18 protein-coding genes are annotated in these 19,286 nt (G+C 69.6%); 9 read left to right on the top strand and 9 right to left on the bottom strand.

Translation table 11 applies throughout. The annotated features are described in order from the left end of the window. The first annotated feature begins 13 nt into the window (after nt 1-13). The 6 genes from murJ to trxA all read left to right on the top strand — a co-directional run bounded on the left by murJ (nt 14) and on the right by trxA (nt 7,547). Complete coding sequence (gene murJ, locus ACZ6S8_RS09585; protein WP_469454032.1) at nt 14-2,188, top strand: murein biosynthesis integral membrane protein MurJ; 2,175 nt, start codon at nt 14-16, stop codon at nt 2,186-2,188. A 117-nt stretch (nt 2,189-2,305) separates the two neighbouring features. Next, the gene (locus ACZ6S8_RS09580) at nt 2,306-4,039 is read left to right on the top strand and encodes a protein kinase family protein (protein WP_469454030.1); all 1,734 of its coding nucleotides are present in this window, start codon (nt 2,306-2,308) and stop codon (nt 4,037-4,039) included. 395 nt (nt 4,040-4,434) lie between these two features. Then, the gene (gene sigM, locus ACZ6S8_RS09575) at nt 4,435-5,136 is read left to right on the top strand and encodes an RNA polymerase sigma factor SigM (RefSeq protein WP_469454029.1); all 702 of its coding nucleotides are present in this window, start codon (nt 4,435-4,437) and stop codon (nt 5,134-5,136) included. Then, nucleotides 5,133-6,071, top strand: coding sequence for an anti-sigma factor family protein (locus ACZ6S8_RS09570; protein ID WP_469454027.1), 939 nt, complete (start codon nt 5,133-5,135; stop codon nt 6,069-6,071). The genes sigM and ACZ6S8_RS09570 overlap by 4 nt, the downstream gene beginning before the upstream one ends. A gap of 122 nt (nt 6,072-6,193) precedes the next feature. After that, nucleotides 6,194-7,153 carry a thioredoxin-disulfide reductase gene (trxB, locus tag ACZ6S8_RS09565; RefSeq protein WP_469454025.1) on the top strand — a complete coding sequence of 320 codons (960 nt, stop codon included), beginning with the start codon at nt 6,194-6,196 and terminating at the stop codon, nt 7,151-7,153. A 52-nt stretch (nt 7,154-7,205) separates the two neighbouring features. Beyond that, complete coding sequence (gene trxA / locus ACZ6S8_RS09560) at nt 7,206-7,547, top strand: thioredoxin (RefSeq protein ID WP_383915942.1); 342 nt, start codon at nt 7,206-7,208, stop codon at nt 7,545-7,547. Between the two features lie 79 nt (nt 7,548-7,626). On the opposite strand, the gene ACZ6S8_RS09555 is transcribed toward trxA, so the two are convergent. The 9 genes from ACZ6S8_RS09555 to rpmH all read right to left on the bottom strand — a co-directional run bounded on the left by ACZ6S8_RS09555 (nt 7,627) and on the right by rpmH (nt 14,099). Continuing rightward, complete coding sequence (locus ACZ6S8_RS09555) at nt 7,627-8,244, bottom strand: GNAT family N-acetyltransferase (protein WP_469454023.1); 618 nt, start codon at nt 8,242-8,244, stop codon at nt 7,627-7,629. A gap of 118 nt (nt 8,245-8,362) precedes the next feature. Next, nucleotides 8,363-9,451: a ParB/RepB/Spo0J family partition protein gene (locus ACZ6S8_RS09550; protein ID WP_469454021.1), complete on the bottom strand. Its 1,089-nt coding sequence runs from the start codon at nt 9,449-9,451 to the stop codon at nt 8,363-8,365. Next, entirely contained in the window at nt 9,448-10,536 is a 1,089-nt protein-coding gene (locus ACZ6S8_RS09545) for a ParA family protein (protein ID WP_469454019.1), read from the bottom strand. Before ACZ6S8_RS09545 ends, ACZ6S8_RS09550 begins: the two co-directional genes overlap by 4 nt. Nucleotides 10,537-10,803: 267 nt before the next feature. Continuing rightward, entirely contained in the window at nt 10,804-11,544 is a 741-nt protein-coding gene (gene rsmG / locus ACZ6S8_RS09540) for a 16S rRNA (guanine(527)-N(7))-methyltransferase RsmG (RefSeq protein WP_267721668.1), read from the bottom strand. 105 nt (nt 11,545-11,649) lie between these two features. After that, nucleotides 11,650-12,162: a Jag family protein gene (locus ACZ6S8_RS09535; protein WP_469454017.1), complete on the bottom strand. Its 513-nt coding sequence runs from the start codon at nt 12,160-12,162 to the stop codon at nt 11,650-11,652. Nucleotides 12,163-12,177: 15 nt separating this feature from the next. Further along, nucleotides 12,178-13,281 (bottom strand): membrane protein insertase YidC, encoded by a 1,104-nt coding sequence (gene yidC / locus ACZ6S8_RS09530; RefSeq protein ID WP_469454015.1) that lies wholly within the window; start codon nt 13,279-13,281, stop codon nt 12,178-12,180. A gap of 3 nt (nt 13,282-13,284) precedes the next feature. Beyond that, complete coding sequence (gene yidD / locus ACZ6S8_RS09525; RefSeq protein ID WP_469454014.1) at nt 13,285-13,566, bottom strand: membrane protein insertion efficiency factor YidD; 282 nt, start codon at nt 13,564-13,566, stop codon at nt 13,285-13,287. Further along, nucleotides 13,563-13,937, bottom strand: coding sequence for a ribonuclease P protein component (gene rnpA / locus ACZ6S8_RS09520; protein WP_469454011.1), 375 nt, complete (start codon nt 13,935-13,937; stop codon nt 13,563-13,565). The genes yidD and rnpA overlap by 4 nt, the downstream gene beginning before the upstream one ends. Nucleotides 13,938-13,961: 24 nt before the next feature. Continuing rightward, the gene (rpmH, locus tag ACZ6S8_RS09515) at nt 13,962-14,099 is read right to left on the bottom strand and encodes a 50S ribosomal protein L34 (RefSeq protein ID WP_008741645.1); all 138 of its coding nucleotides are present in this window, start codon (nt 14,097-14,099) and stop codon (nt 13,962-13,964) included. Between the two features lie 357 nt (nt 14,100-14,456). Here rpmH and dnaA point away from each other — a divergent pair, with 357 nt between their 5' ends. The 3 genes from dnaA to gnd all read left to right on the top strand — a co-directional run bounded on the left by dnaA (nt 14,457) and on the right by gnd (nt 19,268). Then, the gene (gene dnaA, locus ACZ6S8_RS09510; RefSeq protein ID WP_469454009.1) at nt 14,457-16,220 is read left to right on the top strand and encodes a chromosomal replication initiator protein DnaA; all 1,764 of its coding nucleotides are present in this window, start codon (nt 14,457-14,459) and stop codon (nt 16,218-16,220) included. An 864-nt stretch (nt 16,221-17,084) separates the two neighbouring features. Beyond that, complete coding sequence (gene dnaN / locus ACZ6S8_RS09505) at nt 17,085-18,215, top strand: DNA polymerase III subunit beta (RefSeq protein ID WP_383915958.1); 1,131 nt, start codon at nt 17,085-17,087, stop codon at nt 18,213-18,215. 177 nt (nt 18,216-18,392) lie between these two features. Next, on the top strand, nt 18,393-19,268 hold the full coding sequence (gnd, locus tag ACZ6S8_RS09500) for a phosphogluconate dehydrogenase (NAD(+)-dependent, decarboxylating) (protein WP_383915960.1): 876 nt from the start codon (nt 18,393-18,395) through the stop codon (nt 19,266-19,268). Nucleotides 19,269-19,286 lie beyond the last annotated feature (18 nt).

The following is a 19,286-nucleotide window of genomic DNA, read 5'->3' as shown; positions in this document are numbered from 1 at the left end:
AGGTGGGGTTTCGATGAACGCGCCGTACGACGGTGACCGCGCGCAGGGCACTGGTGGGCCCGCGCCCAGCCAGGGCACTGCCCCGGGCACCCCGGTGCCCGGGCAGGTTCCCGCGCCCGCGCCCGCACCGGACCACGACCCGTATGTCCAGGGCGCCTACGAGTACGACCCGTACCGGTCGCAGGACCTGTCGGCCCAGGACCCCGTCGCCGAGGTCCTCTACGACCGGGCCTCGCACCCTCCGCCGCCCCCCGGCACCTACCAGGAGCCCGGCCCGCTCTACGCGGCTCCCTCCGCACCCTCGTACTCTCCCGACCCGCGCGTCTGGGCCCAGACCCCGCCGCCCGAACCGGACGGCCCGTCGAGACACCTGCCGTACGGGGACCACGCCACCACCACCCAGTTCGTCGGCGTGGACTCGCTCGTGACCAAGGCCTCGGACGAGCAGCCCGAACCGGACGCCTTCGCGCACCTCTACCGGGACCAGGAGGCGGCGCCCCGCACACCCGCGGAGGACGCCCCGGTGGCGGCCCCGGCGCCGGCCAAGCCGGCCGGGCGGGCATCGAGCCTGCTCAAGTCCAGCGCGCTGATGGCCGCCGGCACGATCGTCTCCCGCATCACCGGCTTCCTGCGGACCCTGGTCATCGCCGGTGCCATCGGCGTCGGCACCTTCAACGACACGTACCAGATCGCCAACACGCTGCCCACGATGATCTACGTGCTGGTCGGCGGCGGCGCGCTCAACGCCGTGTTCATCCCCCAGCTCGTCCGGGCCATGAAGAACGACAGCGACGGCGGAGAGGCGTACGCCAACCGGCTGCTGACGCTCGTCGTGGTCCTGCTCGCCGCGATCACCACCGTCTGCGTGCTGGCCGCCCCGGTGTTCATCACGATGATGTCGCCGAAGATCGCCTCCGACCCCCAGCAGATGGACGTCGCGGTCGCCTTCGCCCGGTACTGCCTGCCGACCATGTTCTTCATGGGCGTCCACGTGGTCCTCGGTCAGATCCTGAACGCGCGGGGCCGGTTCGGCGCGATGATGTGGACCCCGGTCCTCAACAACATCGTCGTCATCGCCACCTTCGGTGCCTTCATCTGGGCGTTCGGCGGCTTCACCACCTCCGGCGTCAACGCCGCCACCGTCACCGCGGACGGCGTCCGCCTGCTGGGCCTGGGCACCCTGCTGGGCCTGACCGTCCAGGCCCTCGCGATGCTCCCCTACCTGCGCGACGCCGGCTTCACCCCGCGCCTGCGCTTCGACTGGAAGGGCCACGGCCTGGGCAAGGCCGCCCGCCTGGCCAAGTGGACGTTCTTCTTCGTCCTCGCCAACCAGGTCGGCCTCGTCGTCGTCACCCAGCTCGCCACCTGGGCCGGTTCGGTCGCCGAGAAGCAGGGCCACCCCGGCACCGGCATCACCGCCTACAACTACGCGCTGCTGCTCTGGCAGATGCCGCAGGCCATCATCACCGTCTCCGTCATGACGGCCGTCCTCCCCCGCATCTCCCGCTCGGCCCACGACGGGGACGCCGCGGCCGTCCGTGACGACATCTCGTACGGGCTGCGTACCTCCGCCGTCGCGATCGTGCCCTGCGCCTTCGCGTTCCTCGCGCTCGGCGTCCCGATGGCGACCCTGCTCTACGCCGGATCCGGCTCCGGCGCCCAGAACATCGGCTACGTCCTGATGGCCTTCGGTCTCGGACTGATCCCGTACTCCGTCCAGTACGTCGTCCTGCGCGGCTTCTACGCCTACGAGGACACCCGGACGCCCTTCTACAACACGGTCATCGTGGCCGCCGTCAACGCGGTGGGCTCCGCGGCCTCCTTCTTCCTCCTGCCCGCGCGCTGGGCCGTCGTCGGCATGGCCGCCGCCTACGGCCTCGGCTACGCCGTCGGCGTCGGCGTCGCCTGGCGCCGGCTGCGCAACCGGCTGGGCGGCGACCTCGACGGCGCCCACGTGATGCGCACCTACGCCCGCCTGACGGGCGCGTGCGTCCCCGCCGCCGCGGTGGCGGGAGCGGCCGCGTACGGGGTCACCCAGTGGCTCGGCAGCGGGGTGACCGGCTCGGCCGCCTCCCTCGTCGCCGGCGGGATCGCCCTGGCGGCCGTGTTCCTCATCGCTGCCAAGCGGATGAGGATCGAAGAACTCAACGCGATGGTCGGAATGGTCCGCGGACGTTTGGGGCGCTGATGCGCACAACCGTCGGGCCCCATCGCGTGTCGTGCATAGCGTCGGACTGTGGGCACAATTGGCATGGCTTCGCAGACTGGCCTACAGCGCGCAACGGATGGGGAGGCGGAACCGACGGTGGCGGAACGTAGCACGGCTGCCGTCGACGTGGCCGACAACAGCGGCGAAGAGCCGCTGGCCGCAGATGCGGCCAAGGCCACGGCCGACGGGGTGGACACCCAGAACGGACGAGCCGCGGACGGACCTGTGCCCGAAAAGGACGGCGAACGGATCGGCGCGGCCCCCGCGGCCGCCCCCGAACTCCACAGCGGCCACAAGCTCGCCAGACGCTACCGCCTCGAGGAATGCGTCACCCGTGTGGACGGATTCAGCAGCTGGCGTGCGATGGACGAGAAGCTGCGCCGGGCCGTGGGCGTCCACCTGCTGCCCGCCGACCACCCGCGGGCCCGCTCCGTGCTGGCGGCGGCCCGTTCCTCGGCCCTCCTCGGCGACCCACGGTTCGTCCAGGTCCTCGACGCCGTGGAGGAGAACGACCTCGTCTACGTCATCCACGAGTGGTTGCCCGACTCCACCGAGCTCACCGCGCTCCTGGCCGCCGGCCCGCTGGAGGCCCACGAGGCCTACCAGCTCGTCAGCCAGATCTCCCAGGCGATGACCGCCGCGCACCGCGAGGGCCTCGCCCACCTGCGGCTGACGCCCAGCGCGATACTGCGCACCTCCTCGGGCCAGTACCGCATCCGCGGCCTCGCCGTGAACGCCGCCCTGCGGGGCATCATCAGCGAAACCCCGCAGCGCGCCGACACCGAGGCCATCGGCGCCCTCCTGTACGCCGCCCTGACCCAGCGCTGGCCGTACGAGAACGACGCCTACGGCCTCACCGGCCTGCCCAAGGGCGTGGGCCTGATCGCGCCCGACCAGGTACGCGCCGGGGTGCACCGCAGCCTGGGCGAGCTCGCCATGCGCGCGCTCGCCAACGACGGGGCGACCGCCTCGCGTCAGGAGCCCGCCTTCACCACCCCGGAGGAGCTGGCCAAGGCCGTCGCCGCGATGCCGCGCATCAGGCCGCCTGAGCCCACCTTCACCGCCCCGCCCGAGTACCAGCACACGACCTATCAACAGGGCAGCTACGGTCGTCCCACGCCTCCCGGTGCCTCCTCGGCCCCGTCGGTCGTGGTCGTCCCGCCGCCCCCGCTGCAGAGCCGTACCGGACGGGCGCTCAAGTGGGGCGTCGCCGCCCTGCTGATCGCCGCACTGGGCCTGGGCAGCTGGCAGCTCGCCGACAAGCTCCTGGACTACAGGGGCCAGAGCGACGGCGGTACCACGCAGGACGAGCCCGCCAAGACCGGTGACGACCCGAAGCCGGAGCCGGTCAAGGTCCCCATCAAGGGCGCCGCCGAATACTTCCCGGACGGAACGGCGCAGAACCCCGAGGACGTCGCGAACAGCTACGACAACGATCCCGCGTCGTACTGGCGGACCAAGGTGTACAACGACGGTCCCGACATGGACCCCTCCTTCAAGGCGGGCGTCGGCATCGTCTACGACCTGGGCTCCGAGCAGCAGGTCAACGCCGCGTCGATAGCGTTCAAGTACGGCGGCGACCACACCACCGCCACCCTGTACGCGACCAACAGCCTGTCGTCGGGAACGCCGGTCGGCTCCATGCAGAAGATCGTCACGGGCAAGACCTCCGCCAAACAGCTCGACCTCGCCACGGAGAAGCCCGTCACCACGCGCTACGTGGTCCTGTGGATCACCGCCATGCCGATGTCCGACGCCTTTGAATTCAGCAGGGCCGGCCACAAGCAGGCCATCACGAACGTCTCGTTCTCGCACAATCCCCAGCGGTAGAAAGATCCGGAAACGAAAACCGGGGCTGTGGCAGCGCTCATTTCCACCACCCCGGAATGCGGCGAGTTCCCGGGAATACGCGCACGGTTCCTTGGCCGAGGAGACGCGCGGTCTCCACGGGGCGGGGCATGGCGGCAACGCGCCGGACCTGGCCGGACAGCGCGGTCGGTCGGGTGACGGGCTGCGGACACCGGGAGGCAGGGAGACGGCCCGGCAATTCACCGGAAGCACCGTGCGACGCGGCGGTGCCGCCACGGTGCACGGGAATGCATTTCCTCTCGGTCGGAGACCGCAGAAGCACCGGCCAGGGTGGCTGAAATGCCCGATTTTCGACGTTTACTTTCTGCGGCAAACCCGATTCAATACCTGCACGGATCCGACCAGGGAGGGGAATCATGAGGCCCGCGGCTGAAGACCCCCGCTCGGGCACCGATCAGGAGCTGCTCGCCCGGCACGTGGCCGGTGACCCCGAAGCCTTCGGCGAGCTCGTACGACGCCACCGCGACCGCCTGTGGGCCGTCGCCCTGCGCACCCTCGGCGACCGCGAGGAGGCCGCCGACGCGGTACAGGACGCCCTCGTCTCCGCCTACCGGGCCGCCCACACCTTCCGGGGGGAATCGGCCGTCACCACCTGGCTGCACCGCATCACCGTGAACGCCTGCCTCGACCGTGCGCGCAAGGCCGCCTCCCGCAAGACCGCGCCCCTGGACGACACGGACCGCCTGGAGCGGCTCCTGGAGCCCCACGAGTCCGCCGAGGCCCCCGCGGAGCGGCAGGACCTCCACCGGCAGCTCCTGGCCGCCCTGGGCACCCTGCCGGCCGAACAGCGGGCCGCGCTGGTCCTCGTCGACATGCAGGGATACCCCGTCGCCGAGGCCGCCGAAGTCCTCGACGTACCCACCGGGACGGTGAAGAGCCGGTGCGCGCGGGGGCGGGCCAAGCTGGCCCCGCTCCTCACTCATCTGCGCGCGAACGCCGCGGATAACACCGTCTCCGAGCGGGGAAGGAACCGGACGCCGGGCCCATCCGTCACACCGTCGGCAGAACCCAGGCATCCAGACCCAGACGCTGTGAAGGGCGGAGGTGGACGACCGTGAGCCCCACGAGCGGCACGATCAGGCACCCGGACGTCTCGGAGATCTCCGACCTGGCCGAAGGGCTCCTCTCGCCCGCCCGCACCACCGAGGTCCGCCGCCATCTCGGCGACTGCGCCCTGTGCGCGGACGTCCGGGCCTCCCTGGACGAGATCCGCGGCCTGCTGGGAACCCTCCCGGGGCCCGTCCGCATGCCCGCGGACATCGCCGGGCGGATCGACGCGGCCCTCGCCGCCGAGGCGCTCCTCGGCGCCGCGCAGCCCCCGGAGCCCTCGCCGGCCACGCCCCGGACCGACACGGCGCCGGTTGTTTCACGTGGAACACCGTCCGGCACCACCACCGGAACCGACGTCCGCCGGCCCGCCGGTCACCCGGTCGGCCCAAGCGGCCCCGGCCGCCGCCGCGCCCGTCGCAGGATCGCCGTCCTCACGGGTCTGGCCGGAGCCGCCGCCTGCGCCCTCGGGATCTTCTTCTTCACCGACCTCTCGGGCGCGCCCGCGCAGGACTCCACCGCCCGCGGCGACGCCGCGTCCTCCCCGGCCCGGCCCCCCGCGGGCGACGGGACCTACACCGCCCAGGGGCTCCGCGACGACGTGCGCGAGCTGCTGGCCTCCGGGCCCGGCGCCAAGACCGCCCCGCAGGAGCAGAACAACACCTTCGGGATGGAGAACACCTCTCCGGCTCCCGGAGTCGCCGGGGGCGGCGACCGCGCGGCCTCCGCCGTCCCCTCGTGCGTCCGGAACGGGACCGGCCGCCCCGACACCCCGCTCGGCGCCGAACGCGGCACCTACCAGGGCACCTCGGTCTACCTGGTGGTCCTTCCCCACCCCGGCGATGCCACCCGGGTGGATGCCTACCTCGTGGAATCCGCCTGCGAATCCACCGGCGCGGACGCCCCCGGGAAGCTCCTGCTGTCGAGCACCTACCCCCGAAGCTGACACCGCGCGATCGCAGCGGGCGGACGGGGAATGCATGCGCCGTAGGATCCGTTGGGTGGGGTGAGAGTCCGCACCGGCCCCCGGTAGGCAAGAAGCAGTCCGCAGAGACGAGGAAGAAACCCGTGAGCGACGTTCGAAACGTGATCATCATCGGCTCCGGGCCGGCCGGTTACACGGCCGCCCTGTACACCGCACGCGCTTCGCTCAAGCCCCTGGTCTTCGAAGGCGCGGTCACCGCGGGTGGCGCCCTGATGAACACCACCGAGGTGGAGAACTTCCCCGGATTCCAGGACGGCATCATGGGCCCGGACCTGATGGACAACATGCGCGGCCAGGCCGAGCGGTTCGGTGCCGAGCTGGTCCCGGACGACATCGTGTCCGTGGACCTCACCGGTGAGATCAAGACCGTCACCGACACCGCCGGCACCGTGCACCGCGCCAAGGCCGTCATCGTCACCACCGGCTCGCAGCACCGCAAGCTCGGCCTGCCCAACGAGGACGCCCTGTCCGGCCGCGGCGTGTCCTGGTGCGCCACGTGTGACGGGTTCTTCTTCAAGGACCACGACATCGCCGTCGTCGGCGGCGGCGACACCGCGATCGAGGAAGCGACCTTCCTCTCCCGGTTCGCCAAGTCCGTCACCATCGTGCACCGCCGCGACAGCCTGCGCGCCTCCAAGGCCATGCAGGACCGTGCCTTCGCGGACCCGAAGATCACGTTCGCCTGGGACAGCGAGGTCGCCGAGATCCACGGTGAGCAGAAGCTCTCCGGCCTCACCCTGCGCAACACCAAGACCGGTGAGACCTCCGAGCTGCCCGTGACCGGCCTCTTCATCGCCGTCGGCCACGACCCGCGCACCGAGCTGTTCAAGGACCAGCTGGAGCTCGACGACGAGGGTTACCTCAAGGTCGCCGCCCCGTCCACGCGGACGAACGTCACCGGCGTCTTCGGCGCGGGCGACGTCGTGGACCACACGTACCGTCAGGCCATCACCGCCGCGGGAACCGGCTGCTCCGCCGCTCTCGACGCCGAGCGCTTCCTCGCCGTCCTCGCGGACGCCGAGAAGGCGCACGCAACGGTCTGACACTCTTACCAGCCCCCACCCCACACCCCGCAGGAAGAAGAAGGAGGCCGCTGTGGCCGGCACCCTCAAGAACGTGACCGACGCTGACTTCGACGCCGAGGTCCTCAAGAGCGACAAGCCCGTGCTGGTGGACTTCTGGGCCGCCTGGTGCGGACCGTGCCGCCAGATCGCGCCGTCCCTCGAGGCGATCGCCGCCGAGTACGGCGACCAGATCGAGATCGTCAAGCTGAACATCGACGAGAACCCGGCCACGGCTGCCAAGTACGGCGTCATGTCCATCCCCACGCTGAACGTCTACCAGGGTGGCGAGGTCGCCAAGACCATCGTCGGCGCCAAGCCGAAGGCCGCCATCCTGCGTGACCTCGCCGACTTCGTCGAGGTCAAGACCGTCTGAGTCGAGACCGTTCGACGGCAACGGTGTTTCACGTGAAACGGGGTCGCCCCCAGAGGCGGCCCCGTTCCGCTTTCCCGGATCACAGCGGGCGCAGGACCGGCTCCTTGCGTGCCCCGCCCAGCAAGCGGTCCAGCGCCATCTCCACGTCTTCCTTCCACGACAGCGTGGAGCGCAGCTCCAACCGCAACCGCGGGTGCACCGGGTGGGGCCGTACGGTCTTGAAGCCCACCGCGAGCAGATGGTCCGCCGGCAGCAGACAGGCAGGGCCGTCCCAGCGGGCGTCACCGAAGGCCTCGATCGCCCGGAACCCCCGGCGCAGCAGATCCTTCGCCACCGTCTGGACCATCACGCGCCCCAGGCCCTGGCCCTGATAGCCCGGCATGATCCACGAGGTGATCAGCTGTACGGCGTCGGGTGAGACCGGGCTGGTCGGGAAGGCGGTGGCCCGGGCCACGTACGCGGGGGGCGCGTACAGCACGAACCCCACCGGGACGTCGTCCACGTAGACCACTCGGCCGCACGACCCCCACTCCAGAAGGACGGCCGAGATCCACGCCTCCTTCTCCGAGTCCGCGGTGCCCGCCTTCACGGCGGCTTCCCCACTGACCGGATCCAGCTCCCAGAACACACAGGACCGGCAACGCCGGGGCAGGTCCGGGAGGTTGTCCAGCGTGAGCGGTACCAGCCGACGACCCATGAACGCATCGTATCCACAGCCCCCTCCTTCTTCGACGGGTCAACGCCCCGGCCGGACACGGCGAAGGGGCGGACCGCGCCGGTTGTCACCAGCGCGATCCGCCCCTACGGGCCGAGGCCTACTCCCCGGACGGCCCCTGTTCCAGTACCCGGCCCTCACCGGGCGCCAGCGTGCCGAGGATCCGCTCCAGATCCTCCATCGAGGCGAACTCGACGGTGATCTTGCCCTTCTTCTGACCCAGGTCCACCTTCACCCGCGTCTCGAACCGGTCCGACAGTCGCGTCGCCAGCTCGTTGAGCGCCGGCGCCACCCGGGCACCGGCCCGCGGCCCCTTCGACTTGACCGAGCTCGACGGCTCCGACGCCATCAGCGTCACGATCTCCTCGACCGCCCGCACCGAAAGGCCCTCGGCCACGATCCGGTGTGCCAGCCGGTCCTGCACTTCGGAGTCGTCCACCGACAGCAGGGCCCGCGCGTGACCCGCCGACAGCACGCCCGCCGCCACGCGGCGCTGCACCGACGGCGACAGCCTCAACAGCCGCAGGGTGTTCGACACCTGCGGGCGGGACCGGCCGATCCGGTCGGCCAGCTGGTCGTGCGTGCAGTTGAAGTCCCGCAGCAGCTGGTCGTAGGCCGCGGCCTCTTCCAGCGGGTTCAGCTGCGCCCGGTGCAGGTTCTCCAGCAAGGCGTCCAGCAGCAGCTTCTCGTCGTCCGTGGCACGGATGATCGCCGGAATGCTCTCCAGCCCGGCCTCGCGGCACGCCCGCCAGCGGCGCTCACCCATGATCAGCTCATAGCGGCCGGGAGCCGCCTGCCTCACGACCACCGGCTGGAGCAGACCCACCTCCTGGATGGAGGTGACCAGCTCGGCCAAGGCGTCCTCGTCGAACACGTCGCGCGGCTGACGGGGATTGGGCGTGATGGCGTCCATCGGAAGTTCCGCGAACGTCGCCCCCGCCACCACGTTGGCCTCGGCCGCCACCGGGTCCGGCTCTGCCGGGACGACGGCGAGCGATGTTTCACGTGAAACATCCGCCTGCGCCAGGGCGGCGAGCTTCGCCGCCGCGACCCCGCGCTCCGAGGTCAGCACCGGAACCGCCGACGGAGACGTCGACCCGGCACCGATCACCGGCGGTGTCTTCTCTTGCGGAGCCGCGGGGATCAGTGCACCGAGTCCCCGTCCCAGACCCCTACGTCGCTCACTCACTGGATCCCCTCCGCCACACTCTGCGTGCTGTTCATGCCCGCGCCCAGATGGGCGTGCTGGGCGTCGTAGTGCATTCCGACCCCGCGATACGCGATCTCGCGTGCCGCCTCCAGGTAGGAAAGGGAACCGCTGGAACCCGGGTCGTACGTGAGAACCGTCTGTCCGTAGCTCGGCGCCTCGGAGATGCGCACCGACCGCGGGATGCTGGTGCGCAGCACCTCCTTGCCGAAGTGCGTGCGCACCTCCTCCGCCACCTGCGAGGCCAGCCGGGTCCTGCCGTCGTACATCGTGAGCAGGATGGTCGACACGTGCAGCGTCGGGTTCAGGTGGGCACGCACCAGGTCGACGTTGCGAAGCAGCTGGCCGAGCCCCTCCAGCGCGTAGTACTCGCACTGGATCGGGATCAGTACCTCCGCGCCCGCCACCAGTGCGTTCACGGTGAGTAGACCCAGCGAGGGCGGGCAGTCGATCAGGATGTAGTCGAGCGGCTGCTCGTACGCCTGGATCGCCCGCTGGAGCCGGCTTTCGCGGGCCACGAGCGATACCAGCTCGATCTCGGCGCCCGCCAGATCGATCGTGGCCGGGGCACAGAACAGGCCCTCCACGTCCGCCACCGGCTGGACCACTTCGAGCAGCGGCCGACTGTCGACGAGTACGTCGTAGATCGACGGGACATCGGCGTGGTGATCGATGCCGAGCGCCGTGGACGCGTTGCCCTGCGGGTCGAGGTCGACCACCAGGACGCGTGCGCCGTGCAGGGCCAGCGAAGCCGCCAGGTTCACGGTCGTGGTGGTCTTGCCCACCCCGCCCTTCTGGTTGGCGACCACGATGATCCGGGTCTGGTCCGGACGGGGGAGCCCGTCACCGGCCCGCCCCAGTGCCTCGACCGCCAGCTGGGCGGCTCGGCCGATGGGGGTGTCGTTGTCTACAAGGGGCGGGGACGATGTTTCACGTGAAACATCCTCCCCCGCCGATTCAGAGCGGGGACCGGGGACCGGATCGGCCATCGGCCCCGCGAGGTTGGCGTCGGACCGCACGGTGTCACTCTCCTCGACATCAGGCTCGCGATGCACAGAGCCTGCCATGTCACCCGGGTCGCGAACCAGCGGGGCCCGTACTCCTGTGGATGAATCCACCGTTGTGGACAACTCCGTCCCCCTCGCGTCCTTGCGGGGGCGAGGGGCCGCAGCCGCCCGACCGCGGCTGATGATTCCGTGCAGCAGAGAGCGACGTTTCACGTGAAACACGATGCCCGGACGGAGTCTTCAGGCCGCTACGACACTCCGAAATCCATACCTATAGGGCTCAACACAGACGAAATCTCCCGCGCGGACGCCGCTGGAGCAGCATGATCAACGGCGGCGGCGAACGCGTCCCACCCGCGCCGCCTTAGCCCGCTTGGCCGCGAACCTCACTCCACCGGGGCTCTCTCCGACCTCGACGCGCACCACCGTGGACAGCGGATCCACGACGCCCTCGCCCACCTGGAGTACCGAGGTCTTCACCACACCGAGCTTCGCCAGGGCGACCTTCGCCGCCACCAGCTCCTCGTCTGCGGTGTCGCCCTTGAGCGCCAGCATCTCCCCGTAGGGGCGGAGCAGGGGTACGCCCCAGCCGGCCAGCCGGTCCAGCGGGGCGACCGCGCGCGCCGTCACCACGTGCACCGGCTGCAGCTTGCCGAGGACCTCCTCGGCCCGCCCGCGCACCACGGTGACGTGGTCGAGGCCGAGCAGCTCCACGGCCTCCTGGAGGAAGGTCGTCCGGCGCAGCAGCGGCTCGAGCAGCGTGATCTTGAGATCACGCCGCACCAGGGCCAGGGGGATGCCGGGAAGCCCGGCGCCCGAGCCCACGTCGCACACGGTGACGTTCTGCGGCACCACTTCCGAGAGCACAGCGCAGTTCAACAGGTGCCGCTCCCAGAGCCGCGGCACCTCGCGGGGCCCGATCAGACCCCGCTTGACTCCCGCATCGGCCAGCAGCTCCGCGTAGCGCACAGCTTCCGGGAAAAACTCACCGAACACCGCGCGCGCCTCTTCAGGCGCCGGGGGAAGCTCAGCTGCCTCCGTCACGGGGACCGTCCTTCCGTACCGCATGGTTCTGAAGACCACGTCTTCACGATGGTGCGTTGTTCACATGCCAGGCTGACAAACATCGGCCCCGCCTGCTACACAGACGGGGCCGAACACTCGCGCTACAGGTCAGGCGGGGAGTACCACGACGAAGCGCTGCGGCTCCTCGCCCTCGGACTCGCTGCGCAGGCCCGCGGCCGCCACCGCGTCGTGGACGACCTTTCGCTCGAACGGGGTCATGGGTGCCAGCTTCAGGGGCTCGCCGGACGCCTTCACGTCCGCCGCGGCCTGAGCGCCCGCCGCCGTCAGCTCCTCGCGCTTCTTCGCGCGGAACCCGTCGATGTCCAGCATCAGCCGGCTGCGGTCCCCGGTCTCCCGGTGCACGGCAAGGCGCGTGAGCTCCTGCAGGGCCTCCAGGACCTCGCCCTCGCGGCCCACGAGCTTGTGCAGGTCGCCGGCGGCCGAGTCACTGACGATCGACACCGCGGCCCGGTCGGCCTCGACGTCCATGTCGATGTCCCCGTCGAGGTCGGCGATGTCCAGCAGACCCTCGAGGTAGTCGGCCGCGATCTCGCCCTCCTGCTCGAGGCGGGTCAGGGTGTCGCCACCCTCAGCGGCGGCGGTGGTGGTGCCTTCCGTCACGGGAGGGACTCCTTCTTACTTCTTGGGAGAGGGCTTGGTGGGCGTCTGGCGCTGCGACTTCGACTGGCGCTTCGGCTGCTGCCGCTTCGCGGCACCACCACTCGCCGCGTCGGAGTCCGTCGTGGCCTCGACACTCTTGGACACGGAACCGTCGGCCTGGGCGGCCAGACCCTGCTTCGTCAGCGCGTTGATGAACTTGCGCTCGTTGTCGTTGCGGTCCGGGCCCTTGGCCACGATCCCCGCGACGATCTTCTTCTTGCTCCGGCCCTTGACGTCACCGTTCGTGCTGATGTGCTTCAGCAGACGGGTCAGGTACTGGTCCTGCGCCATGCTGCCCGGCGTCGGGTTCTGGTTGATCACGTACATCTGCTGACCCATGGTCCAGACGTTCGTGGTGAGCCAGTAGACGAGGACACCGACGGGGAAGTTGATGCCCATGACCGCGAAGATCAGCGGGAAGATGTACATCAGCATCTTCTGCTGCTGCATGAACGGCGTCTTGACCGACAGGTCGACGTTCTTCTGCATCAGCTGGCGCTGCGTGTAGAACTGCGACAGCGACATCAGGACGATCATGACGGCGGTCACGATGCGCACGTTGGTGATCGACGCGTCCAGGCCCGCGACCTTCTCGGCGCTGTCCGTGAACTTGGCGGCCAGCGGGGCGCCGAAGATGTGCGCCTGACGGGCACTCTCCAGCAGCGACTGGTTGATGACGCCGATCGTCTCGCCGTTGGCGATGCTGGCGAGCACGTGGTAGAGCGCGAAGAAGAACGGGGACTGCGCCAGGATGGGAAGGCACGAGGAGAGCGGGTTGGTACCCGTCTCCTTGTACAGCTTCATCATCTCTTCGGACTGACGCTGCTTGTCGTTCTTGTAGCGCTCCTGGATCGCCTTCATCTTCGGCTGGAGCGCCTGCATGCCACGCGTCGCCTTGATCTGCTTCACGAAGAGCGGGATCAGGCAGATACGGATCAGGATCACCAAGGACACGATGGACAGGCCCCAGGCCCACCCACTGTCCGGCCCGAAGACCGCGCCATAGACGCTGTGGAACTGGACGATGATCCACGAGACGGGTGTGGTGATAAAGCTGAACAGACCGGCAATCGTGTCCACTAATCAGGCTCCTTGAGCATTGCGAGATCTACGCAACGCACTGCGCAGCTGCTCGTGCCAACGCGGGCGTTTACGGGGTGGGACGTGGTCCACGCCGCCCGGGGACCACGGATTGCACCGCAGGATCCGCCAGGCGGCCAGGACCGTCCCCTTGACCGCACCATGCCGGTCGATGGCCGCGTACCCGTAGTGCGAACACGAGGGGTAGTACCGGCACACCGGGCCGAGCAGCGGACTGATCGTCCACTGGTACAGCTTGATCAAAGCGAGCAGCGGGTACTTCATCGAGCGACGCCTCCCAGGAGCCGCGTCAGCGCGGCATCCAGGTCCCGGGCCAGTTCGTCGGGGCCGGCGTCGCCCGATCCGGGCAGCGCACGTACCACCACCAGGCTACCGGTGGGCAGCTGGGAGAGCCGCTCACGGACGAGATGGCGCAAGCGGCGCTTGACCCGGTTACGGACGACGGCGTTGCCCACGGCCTTGCTGACGACGAAACCCGCACGCGTCGAGGGATCGATCTCCCCCGGCTCGTGCGGGTCCGTTGCACCGCTTGTACGTAGGTGGACGACGAGGAGCGGGCGACCGGCCCGGCGTCCTCGACGTACCGCGCTCGCGAAGTCCTCGCGCCGCCTCAGCCGATTTTCGGGAGACAGCACGACGTCACGACCTGCGTCTGTTGGTTACGCGGAAAGGGCGGCGCGGCCCTTGCCACGGCGGTTCGCCAGGATCGCGCGACCGGCACGGGTACGCATCCGGAGACGGAAGCCGTGGGTCTTGGCACGACGGCGGTTGTTCGGCTGGAAGGTGCGCTTGCTCACTCGGGGGCTCCAGAGAATGAATCGTTGTGGCGGGACATCGCCTGGCTGTCACCGTGCGCCCACGAGGAAACAACTCGCGTGTTCGCCCGAGTGGCACCGCAAACGATCACGTTCGGTGATCTTCGCCCATCGGTAGGCAGGCGGCAGCAGCCATCGACAACTCGACCTCGTTACGGTACGCGCGGCTACGCCATCCGGTCAAACCGAGCCGACGGTGCCCCACACTGTGCACAGGCTGTGGACAACGACTTGAACCGTACCCGTCGCCCTGACTACCGTTGACTGACCCCGGATTTTTTGCCCCGACCGTCCCAAAGAACCACACATTCGTGGGACCCCCGTGAGAGAGCGTGCTCTGTGGCTGACGTACCTGCCGATCTTGCCGCAGTGTGGCCAAGGGTGCTCGAAAAGCTCCTCGGGGAGGGACAGCCGGGGATCGAGCCCAAGGACAAGCAGTGGGTCGAGCGCTGTCAGCCCCTGGCCCTCGTCGCCGACACCGCACTGCTCGCCGTCCCCAACGAGTGGGGCAAGCGCGTCCTCGAAGGCCGGCTCGCCCCGCTCATCAGCGACGCGCTGAGCCGGGAGTGCGGCCGGCCCATCCGGATCGCCATCACCGTGGACGACTCCGCGGGCGAGCCCGCTCCGCCGGCCCAGTCCGTCCAGCAGCGCGACGGGTACGAGCCGTACGGCGGCCAGCGCTCCGGCGGCGGCCCCTCGGACGACCAGCTCCCGAGCGGACGTCCCGCCTACCCGGACTACCAGCAGCCCCGCCCCGAGCCCGGGTCCTGGCCCCGCGGCGGGCAGCAGGACGACTACGGCTGGCAGCAGCCGCGCCTCGGCGGTTTCCCCGAGCGCGACCCGTACGCCTCCCCGCAGCCGGGCTACCTCCAGCAGTCCGAGCCCTCCGGCTACGACCAGGGCTCGTACGAGCAGCAGAAGTACGAACAGCAGCAGTACGAGCCCCAGCAGTCGCGGCAGTCCCATCAATACGAGCAGCAGCAGTACGAGCAGCCGGCGCCGCGCCAGCCCCAGGGCCGGCCCTCGGCGCCGGGCCCGTCCGGCGGCTCGACCTCGGGTCCGCTGGAGCCGACCGCCCGGCTGAACCCCAAGTACCTGTTCGACACCTTCGTCATCGGCGCCTCCAACCGCTTCGCGCACGCCGCCGCGGTGGCCGTCGCCGAGGCGCCCGCCAAGGCGTACAACCCCCTCTTCATCTACGGGGAGTCGGGCCTCGGCAAGACGCACCTGCTGCACGCCATCGGGCACTACGCGCGGAGCCTGTACCCGGGGACCCGCGTGCGGTACGTGAGCTCCGAGGAGTTCACCAACGAGTTCATCAACTCCATCCGCGACGGCAAGGGCGACGCCTTCCGCAAGCGGTACCGGGAGATGGACATCCTGCTGGTCGACGACATCCAGTTCCTCGCGAGCAAGGAGTCGACGCAGGAGGAGTTCTTCCACACCTTCAACACGCTCCACAACGCCAACAAGCAGATCGTGCTGTCCTCCGACCGGCCGCCCAAGCAGCTCGTCACCCTGGAGGACCGGCTCCGCAACCGCTTCGAGTGGGGCCTGATCACCGACGTCCAGCCGCCCGAGCTGGAGACCCGTATCGCGATCCTGCGCAAGAAGGCCGTCCAGGAGCAGCTCAACGCCCCTCCGGAGGTACTGGAGTTCATCGCCTCACGCATCTCGCGCAACATCCGCGAGCTGGAGGGGGCGCTGATCCGGGTCACGGCCTTCGCGAGCCTGAACCGGCAGCCGGTCGACCTCGGCCTCACCGAGGACGTCCTCAAGAACCTGATCCCGGGCGGCGAGGACAGCGCGCCCGAGATCACCGCCTCGGACATCATGGCCGCCACCGCGGACTACTTCGGGCTGACGGTGGACGACCTCTGCGGGTCGTCCCGCAGCCGGGTCCTGGTGACCGCCCGGCAGATCGCGATGTACCTGTGCCGGGAGCTCACCGACCTCTCCCTGCCCAAGATCGGGGCGCAGTTCGGCGGCCGCGACCACACCACCGTCATGCACGCGGACCGCAAGATCCGGGCCCTGATGGCCGAGCGGCGCTCCATCTACAACCAGGTCACGGAGCTCACCAACCGCATCAAGAACGCCTGAGACGGCCCGCAGGAGCGGTGCCAGGGCCCCTTCACACGCACGCAGAGGGCGCTTCCGGACCACAACGGGGGCGCCCTTCTTCGTCCGTGCGCCCCTGGGCTGTTCGAATACGCCCCCGAGGGAGCAAGTCATCCACAGATTCCCGGACTTTCTTCCGTCCACAGCCTGGGGACGGGATCCGTCACCCACAATCTGTCCACAGGGCTGCGGGGTGAGTCCCCATCAGGGCAGGTCAGACCCCTGTGGAATTGTGCGCAAGCGTCATCCACAGGCTGTGGACAAATATTTCGTCCACAGGGCTGTCCACGCCTCTGTCCACCGGCGGCCCACAGCTTCGCCGACCCTGTGCACAGGATCCGAGGACTTCTCCACACCGTTGTCCACTGTTCGGCAACGCGCCACCCCCTCTCACCGCCCCGAGTGAAAGCGGTCACACGGAAGTAGACGTTTGGGTTGTGGAGTACCGGGGGAAAGCTGGGGACACACCTGTGGAGTAGTAGGGCTCTCCTGGGGACGGCCTGTGCAGAAGTTTTCGTTCTCCACAGGAACACCGTGTTGTCCACCGGTGCCGCCCACAGGCCCGGTGGATAAAAAAGCCGCTCTGACCTGCGGAAACGGTGTTATCCACTGTATCCACAGCCCCTACTACTACCCCCATAGAGAGTTAGCTCGGATTCGGTTTTCAAGCAGGACCTGTGCACAACTCGGTGGGCGGGCTCGCCGCCGCCTCGTCCCCGACTTGACCGCCGACCGCACCGACTGTCGGCGCCGTACGTCAGACTGGTCCCCGGCATCGGTCGAGGCATCGACGAGCCGACGACGAAGGCCGGCAAGACGAGCGAGCAACAGCAGGAGGCGGTTCCGGTGAAGATCCGGGTGGAGCGCGACGTACTCGCGGAGGCGGTGGCCTGGACGGCCCGCAGCCTCCCGGCCCGGCCGCCGGTCCCCGTTCTCGCGGGCCTTCTGCTGAAGGCCGAGGACGGCAAGCTGAGCCTCTCCGGCTTCGACTACGAGGTCTCGGCCCGGGTCTCGGTCGACGCGGACGTCGAGGAGGACGGCACAGTCCTGGTGTCCGGCCGGCTCCTCGCCGACATCTGCCGCGCCCTCCCCAACCGGCCGGTGGAGATTTCCACAGACGGTGTACGGGCGACCGTGGTCTGCGGTTCCTCGCGGTTCACACTCCACACCCTGCCTGTGGAGGAGTACCCGGCACTGCCGCAGATGCCGACCGCGACCGGCACCGTGCCCGGTGAGGTCTTCGCCTCCGCCGCCGCCCAGGTCGCCATCGCCGCGGGCCGCGACGACACGCTGCCCGTGCTCACCGGTGTCCGCATCGAGATCGAGGGCGACCGCGTCACCCTGGCCTCCACCGACCGCTACCGCTTCGCGGTCCGCGAGTTCCTGTGGAAGCCGGAGGACCCGGAGGCCTCCGCCGTGGCGCTGGTCCCCGCGAAGACCCTCCTGGACACCGCGAAGTCCCTGACCAGCGGTGACACCGTCACCCTGGCGCTCTCCGGCTCCGGTCAGGGCGAGGGTCTGATCGGCTTCGAGGGCGCCGGCCGCCGCACCACCACCCGGCTGCTCGAAGGAGACCTGCCGAAGTACCGGACGCTCTTCCCGACCGAGTTCAACTCCGTCGCCGTGATCGAGACCGCCCCGTTCGTCGAGGCCGTCAAGCGCGTCGCCCTGGTCGCCGAGCGCAACACCCCCGTCCGACTGAGCTTCGAGCAGGGCGTGCTCATCCTGGAAGCCGGTTCCAGCGACGACGCACAGGCTGTGGAGCGCGTCGACGCCAAGCTCGAGGGCGACGACATCTCGATCGCCTTCAACCCGACTTTCCTGCTGGACGGCCTGAGCGCGATCGACTCGCCCGCCGCCCAGCTCAGCTTCACCACGTCCACCAAGCCGGCCCTGCTCAGCGGCCGTCCCGCGGTCGACGCCGAAGCAGACGAGGCGTACAAGTACCTGATCATGCCGGTGCGCCTCTCCGGTTGATGCTTCGCAGGTCAGGCCCGGTTTCGCAGTCTGCGGGACCGGGCCTGACCGCGTCACGGTCCCCGTGCGCCCCGTGAAGCCGTCAGGCCCGCCCCGGCGTAGGCTCGGGGCCGGGGGTGTCTCCGGGAAGCAGGGGACCCCCGGTACAGACGGCCACAACGCTTAAGGAACCACCTGATGGAGCTTGGTCTCGTCGGTCTCGGCAAGATGGGCGGCAACATGCGCGAGCGCATTCGCCGCGCAGGCCACACCGTCATCGGATACGACCGCAGCCCGGACCTCGCCGATGTCCACAGCCTGCGGGAACTCGTGGACAGCCTGCAGGCCCCCCGCGTGGTGTGGGTCATGGTCCCGGCAGGCGCGGCGACCCAGTCCACCGTCGACGAGCTCGCCGAGCTGCTCTCCCCCGGCGACGTCGTCGTCGACGGCGGCAACTCGCGCTGGACGGACGACGAGAAGCACGCGGCGGAGCTCGCCGCCAAGGGCATCGGCTTCGTCGACTGCGGAGTCTCCGGCGGCGTCTGGGGCCTCGAGAACGGCTACGCCCTCATGTACGGCGGCTCCGCGGACGACGTCGCCCGCGTCCAGCCGGTCTTCGACGCCCTCAAGCCCGAGGGCGACTTCGGCTCCGTACACGCCGGCAAGGTCGGCGCGGGCCACTTCGCGAAGATGGTTCACAACGGCATCGAGTACGCCATGATGCAGGCCTACGCCGAGGGCTGGGAGCTCCTGGAGAAGGTGGACTCGGTCACCGACGTCCGCGAGGTCTTCCGCTCCTGGCAGGAAGGCACCGTCATCCGCTCCTGGCTGCTGGACCTGGCCGTGAACGCCCTCGACGAGGACGAGCACCTGGACCAGCTGCGCGGCTTCGCCCAGGACTCGGGCGAGGGCCGCTGGACCGTGGAGGCGGCGATCGACAACGCCGTTCCGCTGCCGGCGATCACCGCGTCGCTGTTCGCGCGGTTCGCCTCGCGCCAGGACGACTCCCCGCAGATGAAGATGATCGCCGCGCTGCGCAACCAGTTCGGCGGCCACGCGGTCGAGAAGGCCTAGCACCACCACAGCACCACA

The sequence above is a fragment of the Streptomyces sp. NPDC048461 genome (assembly GCF_055587105.1).
Note: the sequence above shows the minus strand (reverse complement) of the source record. Positions and strands in the feature narration are given on the sequence as shown.